The sequence below is a fragment of the Flavobacterium sufflavum genome, from assembly GCF_004016525.1.
GTDB classification, from domain to species: domain Bacteria; phylum Bacteroidota; class Bacteroidia; order Flavobacteriales; family Flavobacteriaceae; genus Flavobacterium; species Flavobacterium sufflavum.
On record NZ_SACJ01000008.1, the window covers coordinates 116,567 to 133,305 of the forward strand.

The following is a 16,739-nucleotide window of genomic DNA, read 5'->3' on the forward strand; positions in this document are numbered from 1 at the left end:
AAACCAAAATTATGAAAAAAATAATTAAAGGGAAATGGCTTAGTCCGTATTTGCCTAAAATTAGCCTAAAGATGAAACTAACCACGCTATTATTGATACTGTCTTTGGTGAGAATCCAAGCCAGTACTTATTCGCAAAATACAAAGTTGACACTAAATGTAAACAATACTTCTGTTGAGCAGTTGTTCAATAAAATCGAGTCTGTTTCGGAATATCGATTTTTATTTGAGAGCAATTTGATTGATTTAGACAGAAAGGTTTCTGTTAATGTTGAGAAAAAGAAAATAATTGAGATTCTGGATAAAGTTTTCAAAGGAACAGATATTACTTATACTATAAATGATCGTCAGATACTATTATTTAAGAAAAAAGAGCAAACGAACCAAATAGCAATCAATACTGTAGTGAAATCAGTCATTGAGCAGGATGATAAGATTACAGGAGTGGTAAAAGATGCTCAAGGGATGCCATTGCCAGGGGTTAATGTTTTAGAAAAAGGGACAAAAAATGTTGCAGGAACTGATATAGATGGGAAATTCACTTTGCGTCTTTCTAATTCAAATGCGGTTTTACAAGTAAGTTATGTTGGTTTTAAAAACAAAGAAGTAAAAGTAGGAGGCAGAAGCTCTATAACTATTGTTCTTGAGGAAAATTTGGAATCATTAGATGAGGTGAAGGTGGTTTCATTTGGTTATGGAACTATTAAAAAAGAGAATTTATTAGGTTCTGTTGCTTCTATAGGGGCAAAGGAATTGTCTAAAATTCCAGTTACCAATGTAGCTGAAGCTATGGCAGGTAGACTTGCAGGAGTTAGTGTGCAATCCGTGGATGGTGCTCCAGGGGCAGATATTATGATTCGTGTTAGAGGAGGAGGATCAATTACTCAGGATAATTCTCCTTTGTATGTTGTTGATGGATTTATTGTAAGTAATATTAATGATATTCCTCCTGGGGATATATTGAGTATCGACATTTTGAAAGATGCTGCAACTACAGCTATTTATGGTGCTCAAGGAGCAAATGGGGTAGTAATTATTACGACAAAAAAACCAAAAGCAGGAAAAACAACAGTAACTTTTAATCATTATACACAATTTTTAAAATTGCCTACTGATAGAAAAATGGATGTTTTGTCTCCTTATGAGTATGTGACTATGCAATATGAAACTGCCCGTATGAAATCGGATGCTGATGTTAGAAATTTTGAAAAATTTTATGGAAAATTTGATGATTTAGAATTGTACAAATACAAAAAAGCTAATGATTGGCAGGAAGATGTTTTAGGGAAATCTACGATTTCGTATTACAATAATATTAGTGTTTCGGGAGGAACTGAAACAACCAAATTGTCTTTAAGTTATACTAATAATAATGATGAGGGTTTAATGATAGGTTCTGGTTTAAATCGTGATGTTATTAATTTTAAAATAAATCACGAGATTACTAAAAAATTAAAACTTGATGCATCTGCTAGAATTACCAATTTAGAGGTTGATGGAGCAGGAACTTCAGGTGGTGCTCAGGTAAGAGTTAAGAATTTAGTTACTTCAAGACCAACTAACGGTATTGCAGATGAATTAGAATTTGATATTGCAAATGTAGACAATGAAGATGATTATCAGGCTTTTGTGTTGAATTTGATAAATCCGGTAGAATTGGCAAAGCAAGATTGGAGAAAAAGAATAACTAAGAGTTATGTAATTAACGGAGGATTAACTTGGGATATTTTAGATAATTTAACAGCTAAAACTGTTTTTACTTCAAGTAAAACGTATGGAGAAAATCTTAGGTTTTTTGGACCATTAACAGGTACATCACAACAGGAAGGGAATAGTTTACCCTTAGGTACAAAAGATGATTCAGAAGGATTGTCATATAGAGTGTCGAATACTGTGAATTATGATTTTAAAAATATTGGGGAACATCAATTAGGAATATTGGTAGGTCAGGAAGTTTTGTCAAGAGGAGGTAAAGCACAATCTGTTAGAGTAGAGAATTTCAGAGCTTCAATAACTCCAGAAGAAATGTTTGCAGCGATGGCTTTAGGGACAGTTGTTGAACATAAAACTGAAAATTATACAGATGAAAACTGGTCTTCACTTTTTGGTAGGGCTAATTATTCTTATAAAGACAAGTACTTGTTTACAGCAACCATTCGTCGTGATGCATCGAGTAAATTTTCAGGGAAAAATAATATAGGTATTTTTCCAGCATTTGCTGCAGGTTGGAAAATTTCTAGCGAACCATTCTTGAAAAATTCTAAAATAGTGGATGAGTTAAAATTGAGAGTGAGTTATGGGGAAACGGGTAATGATAGAATTCCTGCAAATTCCACTAAGTTTTTGTTTCAAGCAGAAACTAATAATGGTCCGGGTTTAGGTACAAATGCTTACAATGTATATTATGGTGTAGCGGGAAGTACATTGTTTAATCCTGATTTGATTTGGGAGACAACTATTAATAGAAATTTAGGTTTAGATTTTAGACTTTTCAATTCTGTAATTAATGGTAGTGTAGATTTATATAGAAATACGACTAAAGATTTATTATTGCAGTCAGCAATTTCACAAACATCAGGATTTAGCTCTCAGTGGGCTAATATAGGAAGTACCCAAAATGAAGGAATTGAATTGGCGATGAATGCAAGTTTAATTAATAAAAAGGATTTTTCATTGAATCTTAATTTCAATTTTGGAATCAATAAGACAAAAATAGTGGAGTTGGATGGGACAACAGAGCGCTTTTTTCAATCTAACTGGGCTAGTACTGATTTGAAAGATAGAGACGATTATTATTTACAAGTTGGTAAATCTATCGGTTTAATTTATGGTTATGTAAATGATGGTATGTATACTGTAGATGATTTTGATAGTTATAATGCAACCACCCGTAGTTATGTTTTAAAAGCAGGAATTCCTGATAATAAAGGAATATTAGGAGTATCTAGTATTAAACCAGGATATATGAAATTGAAAGATTTAAATGGTGATGGTGTAATTAATACTAATGATAGAAAGGTAATTGGAAATGCATTACCAAAAGCACAAGGAGGATTTGGTTTGACAGGAAATGTTAAAGGTTTTGATTTTACAGCATTTTTTAACTGGTCATTAGGTAATGATGTTTATAATACAGGTAAAATTGATTACAATCAATTGTACCGTACCTCTTATGGTAATATGCTGAATACAATGAATTCTTCTAATAGATTTACTTATATCGATATGGATGGTTCTTATACAGGAACTCCAGGAGGTATTGTAACTGATTTGGGACAATTAGCTGAGATGAACCAAGGAAAAACAATTTGGAGTGGTAATAACTCTTTTGGAGGGGCTACAGCTGTTGTTAGTGACTGGGCAATTGAAGATGGATCTTATTTGAGATTAAACAATGTGACTATTGGTTATAGTGTACCTCTAAAAGATTTCAAAAAATCGCCAGTATCTAGTTTACGTTTCTTTGTTACAGGAACTAATTTGGCTTTATGGACTAAATATTCTGGCTATGATCCAGATGTAAATTCATCAAGAAGTAGTACAACTGCTGTTTTAGCTCCGGGATTAGATTACTCTTCTTATCCAAAAAGTAGAACATTTACTTTTGGAGTGAATGCTACTTTTTAATCTAAGTAAAGTACAATTGATAACAATTAAAAAAACATAAAAAATATTATTATGAAGATTATAAAAAGCTTATTAATTATGGTACTTGCATTCTTTATGAATGGATGTTCCGATTTCTTAGATCCGGATTCGTTATCCACATTCGATACCCAATATGTGTTTTCTAATGTTGATGATGCCAGAAAAGCGACAAATGCAATTTATGCACATTTTAGTGAAGATGCATTTAGATCCAGATTGTCTAATAACATGACAGGAAATACCGATATTGAGCAGAATTCAGGAACAGGAAGTACGGCACGTTATGAGATTTGGCGTTTAGAAGCACAACCAAACAATGGGGATTTGAAAATTGTTTGGGAAGTTGCATATAGAGCTATTAGAGATGCTAATATAGTTATAGAAGGGATTTCAAGTAGCGCTGCTTTGAATTCAACAGATGCGGCGATACAAAATGATATGAAACAGTTTTTAGGAGAGGCTTATACGTTGAGAGCCTATTGGTATAGCATGTTGATTTATCATTTTGGTGATGTACCTTTTTCAACTAAGGCACCTAAGCCAGGAGTAGAATTTAATTTACCGAAAGAAGATAGAAATGTGATTCTTTCGTCACTTATTCAGGATTTAATTAATGCTGAAGCTGGTATGAAATGGGCTGATGAGCTACCTTTTGGTATTGAGCAGGTTAATAGAGAATATACATTAGGAATGATTTCGAGACTAGCTTTGCAAAGAGGAGGTTATTTCCTGAAGCCAGATATGACTATGGAGAGAAAATCGGATTATTTAGATTATTATGCTATTGCTCGTGATTATTCTAAAAAGTTAATAGATTTAAAAGACAGAGCATTGCCTAAGGATTTTAGACAAGTTTTCCTAAATCAATCTAAGTTTATTGTTGCAAGTAATAGTGATATGTTATTTGAGGTTCCATTTGCCATAGGAGAAGGAGATGTAGGATGGAACATTGGTATTAGAGTAGATTCTGGTTCACACCCTTATGGGGCAGGAAGTAATTATATGAGTGTACCTCCAACCTATTATTATTCTTTTGATAAAAAAGATATTAGAAGAGATGTTACTTGTGGATTGTATTTTAGAGATAAAGATTTTAAACAGCAAATGGTTGCTGTAGGCTCTATTTCGCAAGGAAAATGGAGTAGAGAGTTTTTAAATCCTCCTCCTGGTCCATCTACTGATAAAGGAACAGGAATTAACTGGCCAATGATGCGTTATGCAGATGTTTTATTAATGTTCGCAGAGGCTGATAACGAATTGAATAATGGACCAACACCAGCAGCAAAAGAAGCATTTAAAAGAGTAAGACAAAGAGCTTTTGATGAGGCTGACTGGGCCATAAAAGTAGATCAGTATATTGCTGCTGCTTCTAGTAAGCAAGCTTTCTTTAAGGCTATAGTAGATGAAAGAGCTTGGGAATTTGGTGGAGAGATGATTCGTAAATATGAATTAATTCGTTGGAATTTATATGATACAAAAATAAATGAGACAATTACAGGATTGAAAAAATTAGCTGATGATGCTTTTTATGGGCTTGGCACCTTACCGGATTATTTATATTGGAAGTATGATACTTCAGGGAAGTTGGTGATTTTAAATCCTGATACTAAGCTATTGGCTGCTCCTGATGCTAGCTGGACTAGATTTAGTTGGTTAATTGGTTTACATAGAACTCCAAATGCAGCTGATCCATCTGCTTATCAAACATGGATTACAACTAACTGGGCTAATTATACAAAGGCACCAGTTAGATACATCATGCCAATTCCTAGTGTGGCCGTAACAAATAGTTTAGGTTTATTGAAAAATGATGGTTACGGATTTAATTTTTAAGTTGTTTAATCAATTAAAAAACACTCAAATGAAAAATGTTAATTTAAATATATATAAAGCATTAATACTGATAGTAGGTGTTTTATTCTTTGTTTCTTGTAGTGAGAATGAAGGACTCGTGCAAACCAGACTTTTTAGACCTGTTTTGAGTAAAGAACTAAGCTCAGTTGATAATACGATTATTGTTAATATGGGTAAAATGAAAGAGGCAATTGCTTACAAGGTAGAGATCAGTCGGGATACTTTCAAAACCATTGTTAGAACCTTTGAAGGCCCTGAAAATAATGTGATTTTTAGCGGACTGGTTTGGAATGCTTTATATCAGGTACGGGCAACTGCTTATGCTGCAGATGCGCAATATGATAGTAAAATATCTGATTTGGGAGAAATTAAAACTCAGCGTTTCCCATCTATTATGGCTATTCCTGCGAGTTCAGATGTTATTGATACTGGTGCAAAAGTACATTGGACTACAGCTGGCGCAGCTGTAACTGGGGTAAAAGTATTTGCTTTTGCAGATGAGTTATTACAAACACCTTTAGCTAGCTATACGGTTTCAGATGCTGAAAGATTGGCAGGAGAAAAAATTATTTATGGTTTGACTCCAGGTACTAAATATCAAATAGCAATATATAGTAATGCTGAAGCTAGAGGATGGGAAGTTTATGCAACAAAACCTCCTTTGGTTTTAGGATCAAATGATATTGATCTTCGGGGGATTAATGATCCGGCAATATTAAGTACAACTTTGACAACAGCTGTTGATGGAAGTACTATCTTATTAGATGGTAATAATACCTATAATATTAATTCTACTTATTCTTTTAATAAGTCATTGAAAATTAAAAGTGGTTATTCATTCAATCCGGCAGGGGCTACATTAAATTTGGTAGCTAATTTTAATTTGGTAGCAAATAGTACTGTTGCTTCTATTGTTTTTGAGGGATTAACATTAACCTCTACAGATGTTGCTGCATCATCTAAGTATGTTTTCAATGTGGCTCAAAATGGAAATATTGGCGAAATAGCATTTAACAATTGTAAGATAAATAATTTTAGAGGAATAGCTCGATTCCAGGCAAGTACAGGAACAATAGGGAAATATACCATCAATAATTCAATTGTAAACAATATTGGAGGTTATGGCGTTTTTAATATTGATGTTGCTACCTGGACGGCTGGTGATGTTTTATTGAAAAATTCAACAATTTATCGCACTAATGTATTTTTGGCAAGTAAAAGTACAACTGCTACAAAAAGTGTTTCAATCGAAGACTGTACTTTAAATGATTTTGTAGCAAAAACACGAGCAATTTTTGCATGGACAAATGAAGTAACCAACGGGATTACAATCAAAAATACCATAATGGGACGTGGTTGGGATACAACAGCAGGAGGAACTGATTATGCGATTGCAGGATATTCAGGTTTAGCAACTTCAAATTTTATCGTCGTTAATTCTTATTCTACTGCTGATTTTAAATATGTTACCGGGGCAAAAACAATTCCAAACTTCCCTAGTTTTACTTATGCTAAAAAAGTAGAAGACCTTTGGAAAGACATTCCGAATGGTGATTTTTCATTTAAAGATTCTGGCTTCGGAGGATTAAAAGACTCTGGAGATCCTCGCTGGAGATTATAACACAGTTAGTTTGTTAGTTTTTTATTGAGGCATGCATAATTCATTTTTTGCATGCCTCTTTGTGTATGCCCCAAATTGAAATACTTAGTAATGTATATATCACTTAGTTTCTACTGTAAATACCGGGCAATACGATTAAATAATGTAGATAAATAGATTTTTCAACAACATATTTTTATTAACCCAATTAAAAAATTATTCGAAATGAAAAAAATGATAATTTTAATTTGCTTGACTTTGTTTGTTTCCTGTTCAAAAGACGATTTAGGGCAAACACAAGTAAAAACAATCGTTATTAATGGGGACAATACACTTACTAGTACGCCAAAACAACTAACAGCGGTTGTACTCCCTGCTGATGCAACTAATAAAGAACTAACATGGAGCGTCTCCGATCCTACAATAGCCGTTGTTACCGAAACAGGACTTTTAACAGGAATAAAAAACGGAACTGTAAAAGTAACCGCTACAGCTAAAGACGGTTCAGGAAGTTACGGAGATAAGACTTATACCGTTTCAGGAATCACTGGTTCTACGGTTTTGATACAAAGTATTGTTATTACAGCAGCAAATATCACAAATGGTCAGCCACTACAATTAACGACGCAAATCCTGCCAGCAAATGCAGCAAATAAAACATTGAATTGGACGATTTCAAGCCAGGCTATAGCTACTATTAGTGCAGATGGTTTATTAACACCCAGACTTAATGGTACAGTAACAGTAACAGCTACCAGTAATGATGGAAGTGGAAAAAGTGCCCAAATCCAAATTACTATTTCTGGAGTTACAACAGTTTATGCTACAACCGTAAGAGCCGAAAGTATATTGTTATGGCAAAGGAATAATGGAGGCTGGGGAAAAGCTGTCCCTGATTTAAATGATTACAATCTGGCACAAACAGCAGAACAGAAAGCTGCTGCATTGGCTTCAAAAGGGAGTACAGATACTACAATAGACAATGGACATGTTGTTACTGAATTGAGATGGTTGATAGCTGATTATAAAACGACTAATAATCCTAATTATTTGGCTGCTGCAGAAAAAGCGATTGATTGGCTATTTTTAGCACAATATGCCAATGGCGGTTGGCCACAGTATTATCCTGATAAAAGTGGTTACAGACATCAAATAACCTATAATGATAATGCTATTGCTAATGTGATGAATTTGATGTGGGATATTATTAAAGGTAAAAATAATTTAGAACTTGTAAATCCAGCTTATAAAGACAAGGCAACTACAGCGTTCAAAAAAGGAATTGATATTATATTACAAACACAGATTACTTATAAAGGCAAAAAAACAGTTTGGTGTGCACAACATGACGAGGTGACTTTGCAACCGGCATTAGCCAGAGCTTATGAGTTACCTTCTTTTAGTGGTTCGGAATCGGTGGGGATTGTACGCGTTTTAATGCTTGTTGAACAACCATCGGCCGCTGTAAAACAAGCTGTAAAAGATGCAGTTGACTGGTTTAGTGGGGCTAAACTTTTTGATATTGCTACAAAAAAAATTACGGACTCTTCTCAGCCTTCGGGAGAGGACGTGATAGTAATTTCTTCTTCTGGAAATGTAATATGGGCAAGATTTTATGATTTAACAAACAATTTACCGATGTTTTGTGGACGTGACGGAATTCCAAAAGCGACCCTGGCCGAAATTGATAACGAAAGAAGAGTGGGCTACTCATGGTATGGAAATTGGCCTGCAACTTTGATTGCTACTGAATACACAGCTTGGAAATCTAAAAATGGATTATAGGTAAAGGAGGATTGTTCGATTTTAATTATAAATAAAAAAAGAGTACTAATGATAAATAAAAATAAAGTAATGATTTTAAATTTTTTAATGGCTTCTGTTTTTTTTATAAGTTGTTCTACAACAGATACTCCAAAAGAAACACCAGCAGGAGAAACACCCAAAGGAGAAGTCAAATCTTATGATATTATTGTAGATTCAAAAGGGACAGGGGATTTTACAACAGTACAAGCAGCAATCAATTCGGTTGTTTTCTTGAAAACAATCGAAACAAAAATTTACATTAAAAATGGTGTCTATAAGGAGAAATTAGAATTAGCTCAAAATAAAAACAATATCACTTTAATAGGAGAAAGCAAGGAGAATGTCATCTTTACTTATGACGATTATGCTTCTAAAAAAAATAGTGCAGGACTAGAAATTGGTACTTCTGGTTCAGCCAGTTTTATTGTTGCCGGGAATAATTTTAAAGCTAAAAATATTACTTTCGAAAATTCATCAGGAAATGTTGGTCAGGCGGTAGCTGTTAGGGTTGATGGCGATAAGGTTATTTTTGATAATTGTAAATTTCTGGGCTTTCAAGACACGCTGTATCCACGCGCAAGTACCAGTAGACAATACTATAAAAACTGTTATATAGAAGGGGCTACCGATTTTATTTTTGGAGCTTCGACCGCTATTTTTGATCAATGCGAAATTTTTGCAAAAACGGGAGGTTCTTATATAACGGCTGCTAATACTCCTCAAGCAAATCCGTATGGTTTTGTATTCCTGAATTGTAAATTGATTACGAATGCGGCAAGTAAATCGTATTATTTGGGTAGGCCTTGGGGGAATTATGCACGTACTGTATTTGTTAAATGCGAAATGGCAGCACATATAAAAGCAGAAGGTTGGCATAATTGGAGTAAGCCAGAAGCAGAGACCACCACTTTTTATGGTGAATATTCATCGACTGGTGCTGGAGGAAACACTGCTTCCCGTGTGAGTTGGTCTCATTTATTGACTCTGGAACAATTTACAACTGATTATACCATTAATGCTATATTCAAAGGTTGGATTCCAACATTATAATTTTAAAAAATTTGATTGTTATTAATTGAATTGTAGTTATGTTTTATGATGGAAATTAAAAAAAAAATGAAAAATTTTAACGAATAAATAGCACTCATATTTGGTGCTGATTTTTACATATTTAAACTAAAAAAATGAAATATATTTTAAACATATTCTTTTTCTTCGCTCTTTTTTCTTGTTCTAAAGATGAGTTGAAGGCTTCTAATAATGATAATAATGTTGTGTATGTGTCTTCAGTTGTATTATCTGGCTCAGATATTAGTATTGGCACAACTTCGCAGTTGACAGCTACTGTTTCACCGTCGGACGCTACATCAAAAACAATAACGTGGTTGTCTTCAGATACCAGTATAGCTACAGTTTCTTCAACAGGTTTAGTTACGGCTCTTAAAAACGGAACGGTAACTATTACGGCTACAGCATCGGATAAAAATACAATCAAAGCCACAAAAACGATAGTCGTTTCTTCTTTTGCTTCGGTACCAACATATACTTATACTGTTTCAACTGCGACCGAATTGCTTGCCGCTTTGTCTAAAGTTAAGGCTGGAGAAACTGTTTTTCTTAATGGGGGAACCTATGTTATGAATACTAGAATTAACTTAACTGCTTCGGGGACTTCGGGCAATGAAATTACTATCTTAGGTCAAACGGATGGTACTCGTGCGAAACTTGATTTTTCTGCAATGGGAGAAGGTTCTTCTAATCAGGGGATTGTAGTCGCAGGAAATTATATTCGTATTAAAGCCATCGATGTTTATAAGGCAGGAGACAACGGTATGGAGATTAAAGGGAGTAATAATACGATAGAATTTTGTTCATTTTCTGAATGTTCAGATTCAGGATTACAATTGGATAACGGGGCTTCAAACAACACGATTTTAAATTGTGATTCTTATTTCAATGCAGATTCTACCTTAGAAAATGCCGATGGTTTTGCCTGTAAATTAAATGTTGGTACAGGGAATAAATTTATTGGGTGTAGAGCATGGCAAAATCTTGATGATGGCTGGGATGGATACCTTCGTGGTGCCGATGATGTTACAACAACTTATACTAACTGCTGGACTATTAAAAACGGTTATATGAAAAATGGAAGCAAAGGGGCTGGTGATGGTAATGGATTTAAAACAGGAGGAAGTGATGATAAATTGTTAAAGCATAACGGAATTTATAAAAATTGTATTGCCGCCGGAAATGTAGCCGATGGTTTTGACCATAACAGTAATCGTGGGAACGTGGCTATTTACAATTGTTCAGCATACAGTAATGGAAACAATTATAATTTTAGTAGTACAAACCCATTAGCAAAACTTACTGTTAAAAATTCATGTGCAATTGGAGCTTATGGTAGCGTTAAAGCAGATGTTTTAGATGTTACTAATAATGGTTGGCAAAATAGTTTAGTAACCGATGCTACTGATTTTGAAAGTGTTGATATAAGCCAATTAATTCAAGCCCGTAAAGCTGATGGTAGTTTGCCGGATGTTACTTTTATGAAACTTGCAGCAACTAGTGACTTAATTGATAAAGGAATTGCAATTGATGGGATTCCATATTTAGGAGTTGCTCCTGATTTAGGTGCATTTGAGTTGAAGTAATTTAATTTGTTTTTGAGTAAAAGCATTAATAAGCGATTGTTTATTAATGCTTTTTTTATATTCATTTTAGTTGTAATTTTCTTTTTTAATAAAGATCCTTTTAAAGGAATTAAATTAATCATTGTAAGAACTAGATATATGCAAAATAATATTATCAATTTTAAAATACTATTTATTTGTTGTTTTATAGGATTTGTTTCGTCATTAAATGCCCAATATTTAAAAGGGATAACCAATGTAAGAGATACTTCTTATGCAACAGCGAGTGCTTTTAAAAAGACATTGAAATATTACCCTAATTGTAGGATGGTTCCCGAAATGCATTTTGATTTTGTAAAGCAAAAAAATGATGTTGTTTATTGTAGCTATGGTAAACGAAAAATGAAATTGGATGTTTTTTTTGATAAAAATGCCAAGAAAAAACAAACAGCCATCATTATCATTCACGGTGGTGGTTGGCGTTCAGGCAACAGACAACAGCATCATCCGATGGCTCAAAAGTTAGCGAGTTTGGGCTATGTCTGTTTTACTCCTGAGTACAGACTTTCTACCGAAGCACTTTTTCCTGCAGCCATTTATGATGTGAAAGCTGCTATACGTTGGGTTCGGAAAAATGCAGCAAAGTATAATGTAGATCCAAATCAGATTGTCTCACTTGGATTTTCTGCTGGTGGAGAAATGGCGGCATTTATGGGAACAACCGGGAATATGCCGCTTTTTGAAGGTGTGATGACCAATTCAAATTCGCAATCCCAAGTGAATGCAGTTGTGGATATAGATGGTACTTTGTCTTTTGTACATCCTGAAGGAGGTGAAGGCGATGACAGCAAGAATATTTCTGCAGGAACCTATTGGTTTGGCTATTCTAAAAAAGAAAATCCTAAATTGTGGGAAGCGGCTTCGCCTTTGAGTTATGTAAGTGCCAGTACACCGCCAACCTTATTTATCAATAGTTCGGTAGCCCGAATGCACGCCGGGCGTGATGATTACAGGAAGGTTTTGGATGCAAACGGAATCTATTCGGAAGTGCATGAATTCGAAAATTCGCCACATTCTTTTTGTCTTTTCAATCCTTGGTTTGATCCAACGATTCAATATATCGATGGTTTTTTGAAAAAAGTTTTTAAGAAATAAAAAGTAAGTTTTAATTCTTGTCCTTAGCTTCCGCAGTCGAGTGTCAAATGTTTGAAGAATGCGTAAAAAGAAAAGCTGTTTGAGCGTTAGCGAGTTCTTTTCTTTTAGCATTCGAAAACTAATTTGACCGACGAGGAAGCGCAAGACTTGATTTTTTTGTTTCTTTTTTGATCAAGCAAAAAAGAAAATTGATAATCTAATTTTTTTCATTTAGTAAAAAATGTCATTAGTAGTGTTTTTTCGCATAATAAAATAAGGCAAAAAAAGCCGCAAGAATTTCTTCTTGCGGCTTTGTTATTTTGAGATTTTGTGTTTGCACGGGCGGAGGGATTCGAACCCCCATCAACGGTTTTGGAGACCGCTATTCTACCCTTGAACTACGCCCGTAGAATAAGCAGCGAACTGCCTTGAGGGCGCAAATATAGGTTTATTTGAAGAAAAAACTAATCAGGAATGGAACTATTGTAGTGAAATTTTAGTTTCTTTTTCTAATGTGTTTTTATTAAATGTTTATTTATCTGTGCTACAGATGTTTTCAAAATAAATAGATTTAAATTGATTGATGTTCTTTAATATAAAAAGACACGTCTTTGCAATGCTTCCAAATAGTGTTTAATTTTTTTTTGGCATTGCAGTCTAAACTAAGTTGCTTTTCTATTTCTAAAAAAAAAACGCCCAAGAGGGCGGAGTTTCATTTCGTTTCTTTTGATAAAAACTAGCTTTTTTTATTCAAATAAATCTTCAGTCTTTTTTATTACGATGTTCTTTTTTCCTTTAGATTCAACTTCTATAAATACAAACTTATCATTAAAATATAGAATTGAAGGTGTTTTTTGGTAACATTCTTTTTTTTCAATTTCTGAAACTAAATTTTTAAAATTTTGTATATTATTATAATTGCTATTGAATACATAAAATGATTTTAGACAAAAAAAGAAGTTTATAATGAAAAAAACGTTTATTAAAAAATATTTACCTAATTGTTTTCTGAAATAATCTTTAGTGAAATAATAAAAAGGGGTGTAAATAATATAGATTGATAATAAATATATAATAAAATGCACTATTGTTTTAATATTAAATATTTGATTATTTACTAATATAATAATCATAAACGTTAAAAATGCAATTATTATATATAACCAATTAATATTAAAATTCTCAATTTTCTTTTCTTCATTTGTTGGAAAGTATAAATTATTAGTAATCGCTAATGGTAAAACAGTAAATACACTTAATATTAAAAACAATAAAACAAAAAGTCCATCAGAAATCAACTGCGTTACAGAAAAGAACTTAATTAAATTTGGTGATAATTTAGCTAAAAAGAATACTTGAGACAATCCACCTATTAATGTAGGTATAACCGCAATTAAAGCTAAATTTTCCTTGATTGTTTTGTATAAATTTATCATTTATTGATAGTAATTTTAGTTTCTCCAAACATACACTTTTTTTTACAAAAAAAGCCGCAGGAATTTCTTCTTGCGGCTTTGTTATTTTTGGTTTTTAATTTAATTATTTCTTTTCAGAAACAATAGTAATTGTTGTTGCTCCTTGTGTTAAACCATCAACATCTGCTTTTATTGAAATGTTACCGCTGTCTTTTGCGGCTTTAATAATTGCAATGGCTTTTCCTTGATAGGCTCTTGTTGCCTGACCTTGGTAACCATCGTGGTTGATGATGTTTCCATTGTCAACGGCAATAATTTTACCAGAATCGGTAATAGAGAACTGGATTAGATTATCCGCATAGGCGCATCTAATTCCTTTTTCGTCCACAATAGTTGCGGTAATAAAAGTAACGTCGTCCCAGTTGTTAGCAACTGTGCCTTTGCTTTGCGTTAAAATAATTTTAGCAGGTTTTCCGGCAGAAGTATGTTCTTCCTGAGTTACCACTTTTCCGTTGTTTTTTCCAATAGCTTTTATCGTTCCTTCTTCAAAAGTTACATTCCATTCTCTTGGCGAATCGTCAGCTGGTTTTTTCAAAGAACCTAATGATTTATCGTTCAGGAAAAGTTCTACTTCCTCGCAGTTACTGTACACATTTACTTTGGCATTATCATAAGTGTCAAAGTCGCTCGGGGTCCAATCAGAAACCCAAAAACCAGCACCCGCATTATCTGATTTTCTAACAATATGCACTACAGGTTTTGCTGACCACCAGCTGTCTCTTTGCAAAGATTGTTGTTTCCAATTCCCGGCTCTGTCAAACAAACCTTGATTGTTCGTCGTTTCTGGCCAATCGGCTTCACCCAGATAATCGTAACCTGTCCATAAAAATTGTCCTGCCATGTACGGCTTGTCTCTTAAAGCCAGCCATTGGTTAATGACATGGGTATTTTCGGTACCAATAACTTTCCAGCTTGGATGTGCTTCATGAGCTGCAATCAATTCATTTTCACGGTAATTCTGACCTACAACGTCCATTTGTTCTGCAAAACCACTAAGGTAAACTTTAGAGTTTCCGGGTCTAAAAAGCGCCATGGTTACTGGTCTGGTATTGTCATATTTTTTTACCACATCTTCCTGCATCTTGTATTTTTTGTAACCTTCAGGATAGCTCAAATCGTCGTGGATTTCGTTTCCAATACTATAAATCACGATTGATGGATGATTTCGGTCTCTTAAAATCATGTCTTTGGTGTCTTGTTCCCACCATTCTTTGAAATATAAATTATATCCTTTTTCACCATTGTGTTTGGCTGCCATCCAGGTATCGAAAGTTTCGTCCATAACAACAAATCCCATCTGATCACACAAATCAAGAAATTCGGGAGCTACAGGATTGTGCGAAGTACGAATTCCGTTTACCCCCACTTCTTTTAATTTTTGCAAACGTTCTTTCCAAACGCCAAGCGGAACTGCAGCTCCAACCGCTCCACCATCGTGATGAAGGCAAACTCCTTTTATTTTGTAATTTTTATTGTTCAACCAAAAACCGGTTTCTGCTCTAAACTCGGCATTTTTTATACCAATAGTAATAGATTGATTGTCAACCAGTGTAGTTCCTGAGTACAGTTTTGTATTTACAGTATATAAATTCGGTACTTCAATATCCCATAACTTAGGATTCAGAATTTCAATCTCTTTTGATAATTCAGTTGTTTTATTCGCTGCAATATTTTCCTTGCTTTCGCTGGATTTTACTACTTTTCCGGTATTGTCAACAACCTCAATTTGTAATTTGTAAGTTCCTGCTGCAGCGTTGTTTTCTACTTCGGTTTTTACGTTCACTGTGGCTTTTTGGGGAGTCGCATTAGGCGTTGTAATTTGTGTTCCCCAATGTTTGAAATGTGTTTTATTTACTGCAATTAAACGTACGTGTCGATAAATTCCCGCACCTGTATAATAGCGTGAAGCGGGTTGGATAGTGTTGTCAGCTCTAACTGCAATGGTATTGGTTTTGTCTTTTCCAAAGTTCAGATAAGGCGTCAAATCATAACTGAAACTGATGTAGCCATAAGGACGTTTTCCTAAATGTTTTCCGTTGATCCAAACATCACTATTAGCCATGACACCATCAAATTCGATATAAAATAATTTGTTAGCATCGGTAGCGTCTACTTTAAAGGTTTTGCGATACCAACCAATTCCGGCAGGCAAATAACCACCGCCACGTGCTGTTGGATTTTCACGGTCATAAGGACCTTCAATACTCCAGTCGTGGGGAACATTCAGCGTTCTCCAGCTTTTGTCGTTGAAAATTGGTTTTTCAGCACCGGCTATTTCTCCCTTTGTAAATTGCCAGTTGGCGTCAAAGTTGATGGTTTTTCGCCCTTGAGCGAAAACGGTCGTTGCAAATGCTAAAAAGAATAAAAGACTGTAAGCTTTTATGTTTTTTTGATTCTTCATTTTGGTTGGGTTTAAGTTGATTTGTTTTATATGACTATCCGTTTCTTATGCCGATTATAGAGAATGGCACACAGATGTGACTGATTCTAACGGATTATCGCAGATTATGATTTACAAAGAGTTATGAAAAATCCGTTTTTATCTGTTCAATCAGTAACATCTGTGGCCTATTTTTTATTTAGTCCGCTT

The 16,739-nt window shown here is 34.1% G+C and carries 9 protein-coding genes and 1 tRNA gene; 7 read left to right on the forward strand and 3 right to left on the reverse strand.

The window, feature by feature from the left end:
* The first annotated feature begins 11 nt into the window (after nt 1–11).
* The 7 genes from EOD40_RS12970 (at nt 12) to EOD40_RS13000 (ending at nt 12,695) form a co-directional block, all read left to right on the forward strand.
* Complete coding sequence (locus EOD40_RS12970) at nt 12–3,626, forward strand: TonB-dependent receptor (RefSeq protein WP_128196192.1); 3,615 nt, start codon at nt 12–14, stop codon at nt 3,624–3,626.
* 51 nt (nt 3,627–3,677) lie between these two features.
* On the forward strand, nt 3,678–5,480 hold the full coding sequence (locus tag EOD40_RS12975; RefSeq protein ID WP_196781444.1) for a RagB/SusD family nutrient uptake outer membrane protein: 1,803 nt from the start codon (nt 3,678–3,680) through the stop codon (nt 5,478–5,480).
* A 28-nt stretch (nt 5,481–5,508) separates the two neighbouring features.
* Nucleotides 5,509–7,122 carry a DUF4957 domain-containing protein gene (locus EOD40_RS12980; RefSeq protein WP_164905480.1) on the forward strand — a complete coding sequence of 538 codons (1,614 nt, stop codon included), beginning with the start codon at nt 5,509–5,511 and terminating at the stop codon, nt 7,120–7,122.
* 204 nt (nt 7,123–7,326) lie between these two features.
* The gene (gene pelA / locus EOD40_RS12985) at nt 7,327–8,886 is read left to right on the forward strand and encodes a pectate lyase (protein ID WP_128196195.1); all 1,560 of its coding nucleotides are present in this window, start codon (nt 7,327–7,329) and stop codon (nt 8,884–8,886) included.
* A 48-nt stretch (nt 8,887–8,934) separates the two neighbouring features.
* On the forward strand, nt 8,935–9,957 hold the full coding sequence (locus tag EOD40_RS12990) for a pectinesterase family protein (protein ID WP_196781445.1): 1,023 nt from the start codon (nt 8,935–8,937) through the stop codon (nt 9,955–9,957).
* A gap of 134 nt (nt 9,958–10,091) precedes the next feature.
* Nucleotides 10,092–11,561: a right-handed parallel beta-helix repeat-containing protein gene (locus EOD40_RS12995; protein ID WP_128196197.1), complete on the forward strand. Its 1,470-nt coding sequence runs from the start codon at nt 10,092–10,094 to the stop codon at nt 11,559–11,561.
* 138 nt (nt 11,562–11,699) lie between these two features.
* Nucleotides 11,700–12,695 (forward strand): alpha/beta hydrolase, encoded by a 996-nt coding sequence (locus EOD40_RS13000; RefSeq protein WP_128196200.1) that lies wholly within the window; start codon nt 11,700–11,702, stop codon nt 12,693–12,695.
* A gap of 316 nt (nt 12,696–13,011) precedes the next feature.
* On the opposite strand, the gene EOD40_RS13005 is transcribed toward EOD40_RS13000, so the two are convergent.
* The 3 genes from EOD40_RS13005 to EOD40_RS13015 form a co-directional block, all read right to left on the reverse strand.
* Nucleotides 13,012–13,082 (reverse strand) — tRNA-Trp (locus tag EOD40_RS13005).
* Between the two features lie 338 nt (nt 13,083–13,420).
* Entirely contained in the window at nt 13,421–14,110 is a 690-nt protein-coding gene (locus EOD40_RS13010) for a hypothetical protein (RefSeq protein ID WP_128196202.1), read from the reverse strand.
* Nucleotides 14,111–14,213: 103 nt separating this feature from the next.
* A complete protein-coding gene (locus EOD40_RS13015) occupies nt 14,214–16,550 on the reverse strand; it encodes a glycoside hydrolase family 2 TIM barrel-domain containing protein (RefSeq protein ID WP_128196204.1) in 2,337 nt (778 codons plus the stop codon).
* Between the last annotated feature and the right edge of the window lie 189 nt (nt 16,551–16,739).

Bases quoted from the DNA above. Each gene is read 5' to 3' on its own strand.
- pelA (WP_128196195.1), top strand. From the start codon at position 7,327: ATGAAAAAAATGATAATTTTAATTTGCTTGACTTTGTTTGTTTCCTGT.
- EOD40_RS13000 (WP_128196200.1), top strand. From the start codon at position 11,700: ATGCAAAATAATATTATCAATTTTAAAATACTATTTATTTGTTGTTTT.
- EOD40_RS12995 (WP_128196197.1), top strand. From the start codon at position 10,092: ATGAAATATATTTTAAACATATTCTTTTTCTTCGCTCTTTTTTCTTGT.
- EOD40_RS13010 (WP_128196202.1), bottom strand. From the start codon at position 14,110: ATGATAAATTTATACAAAACAATCAAGGAAAATTTAGCTTTAATTGCG.
- EOD40_RS13015 (WP_128196204.1), bottom strand. From the start codon at position 16,550: ATGAAGAATCAAAAAAACATAAAAGCTTACAGTCTTTTATTCTTTTTA.
- EOD40_RS12980 (WP_164905480.1), top strand. From the start codon at position 5,509: ATGAAAAATGTTAATTTAAATATATATAAAGCATTAATACTGATAGTA.
- EOD40_RS12990 (WP_196781445.1), top strand. From the start codon at position 8,935: ATGATAAATAAAAATAAAGTAATGATTTTAAATTTTTTAATGGCTTCT.
- EOD40_RS12970 (WP_128196192.1), top strand. From the start codon at position 12: ATGAAAAAAATAATTAAAGGGAAATGGCTTAGTCCGTATTTGCCTAAA.
- EOD40_RS12975 (WP_196781444.1), top strand. From the start codon at position 3,678: ATGAAGATTATAAAAAGCTTATTAATTATGGTACTTGCATTCTTTATG.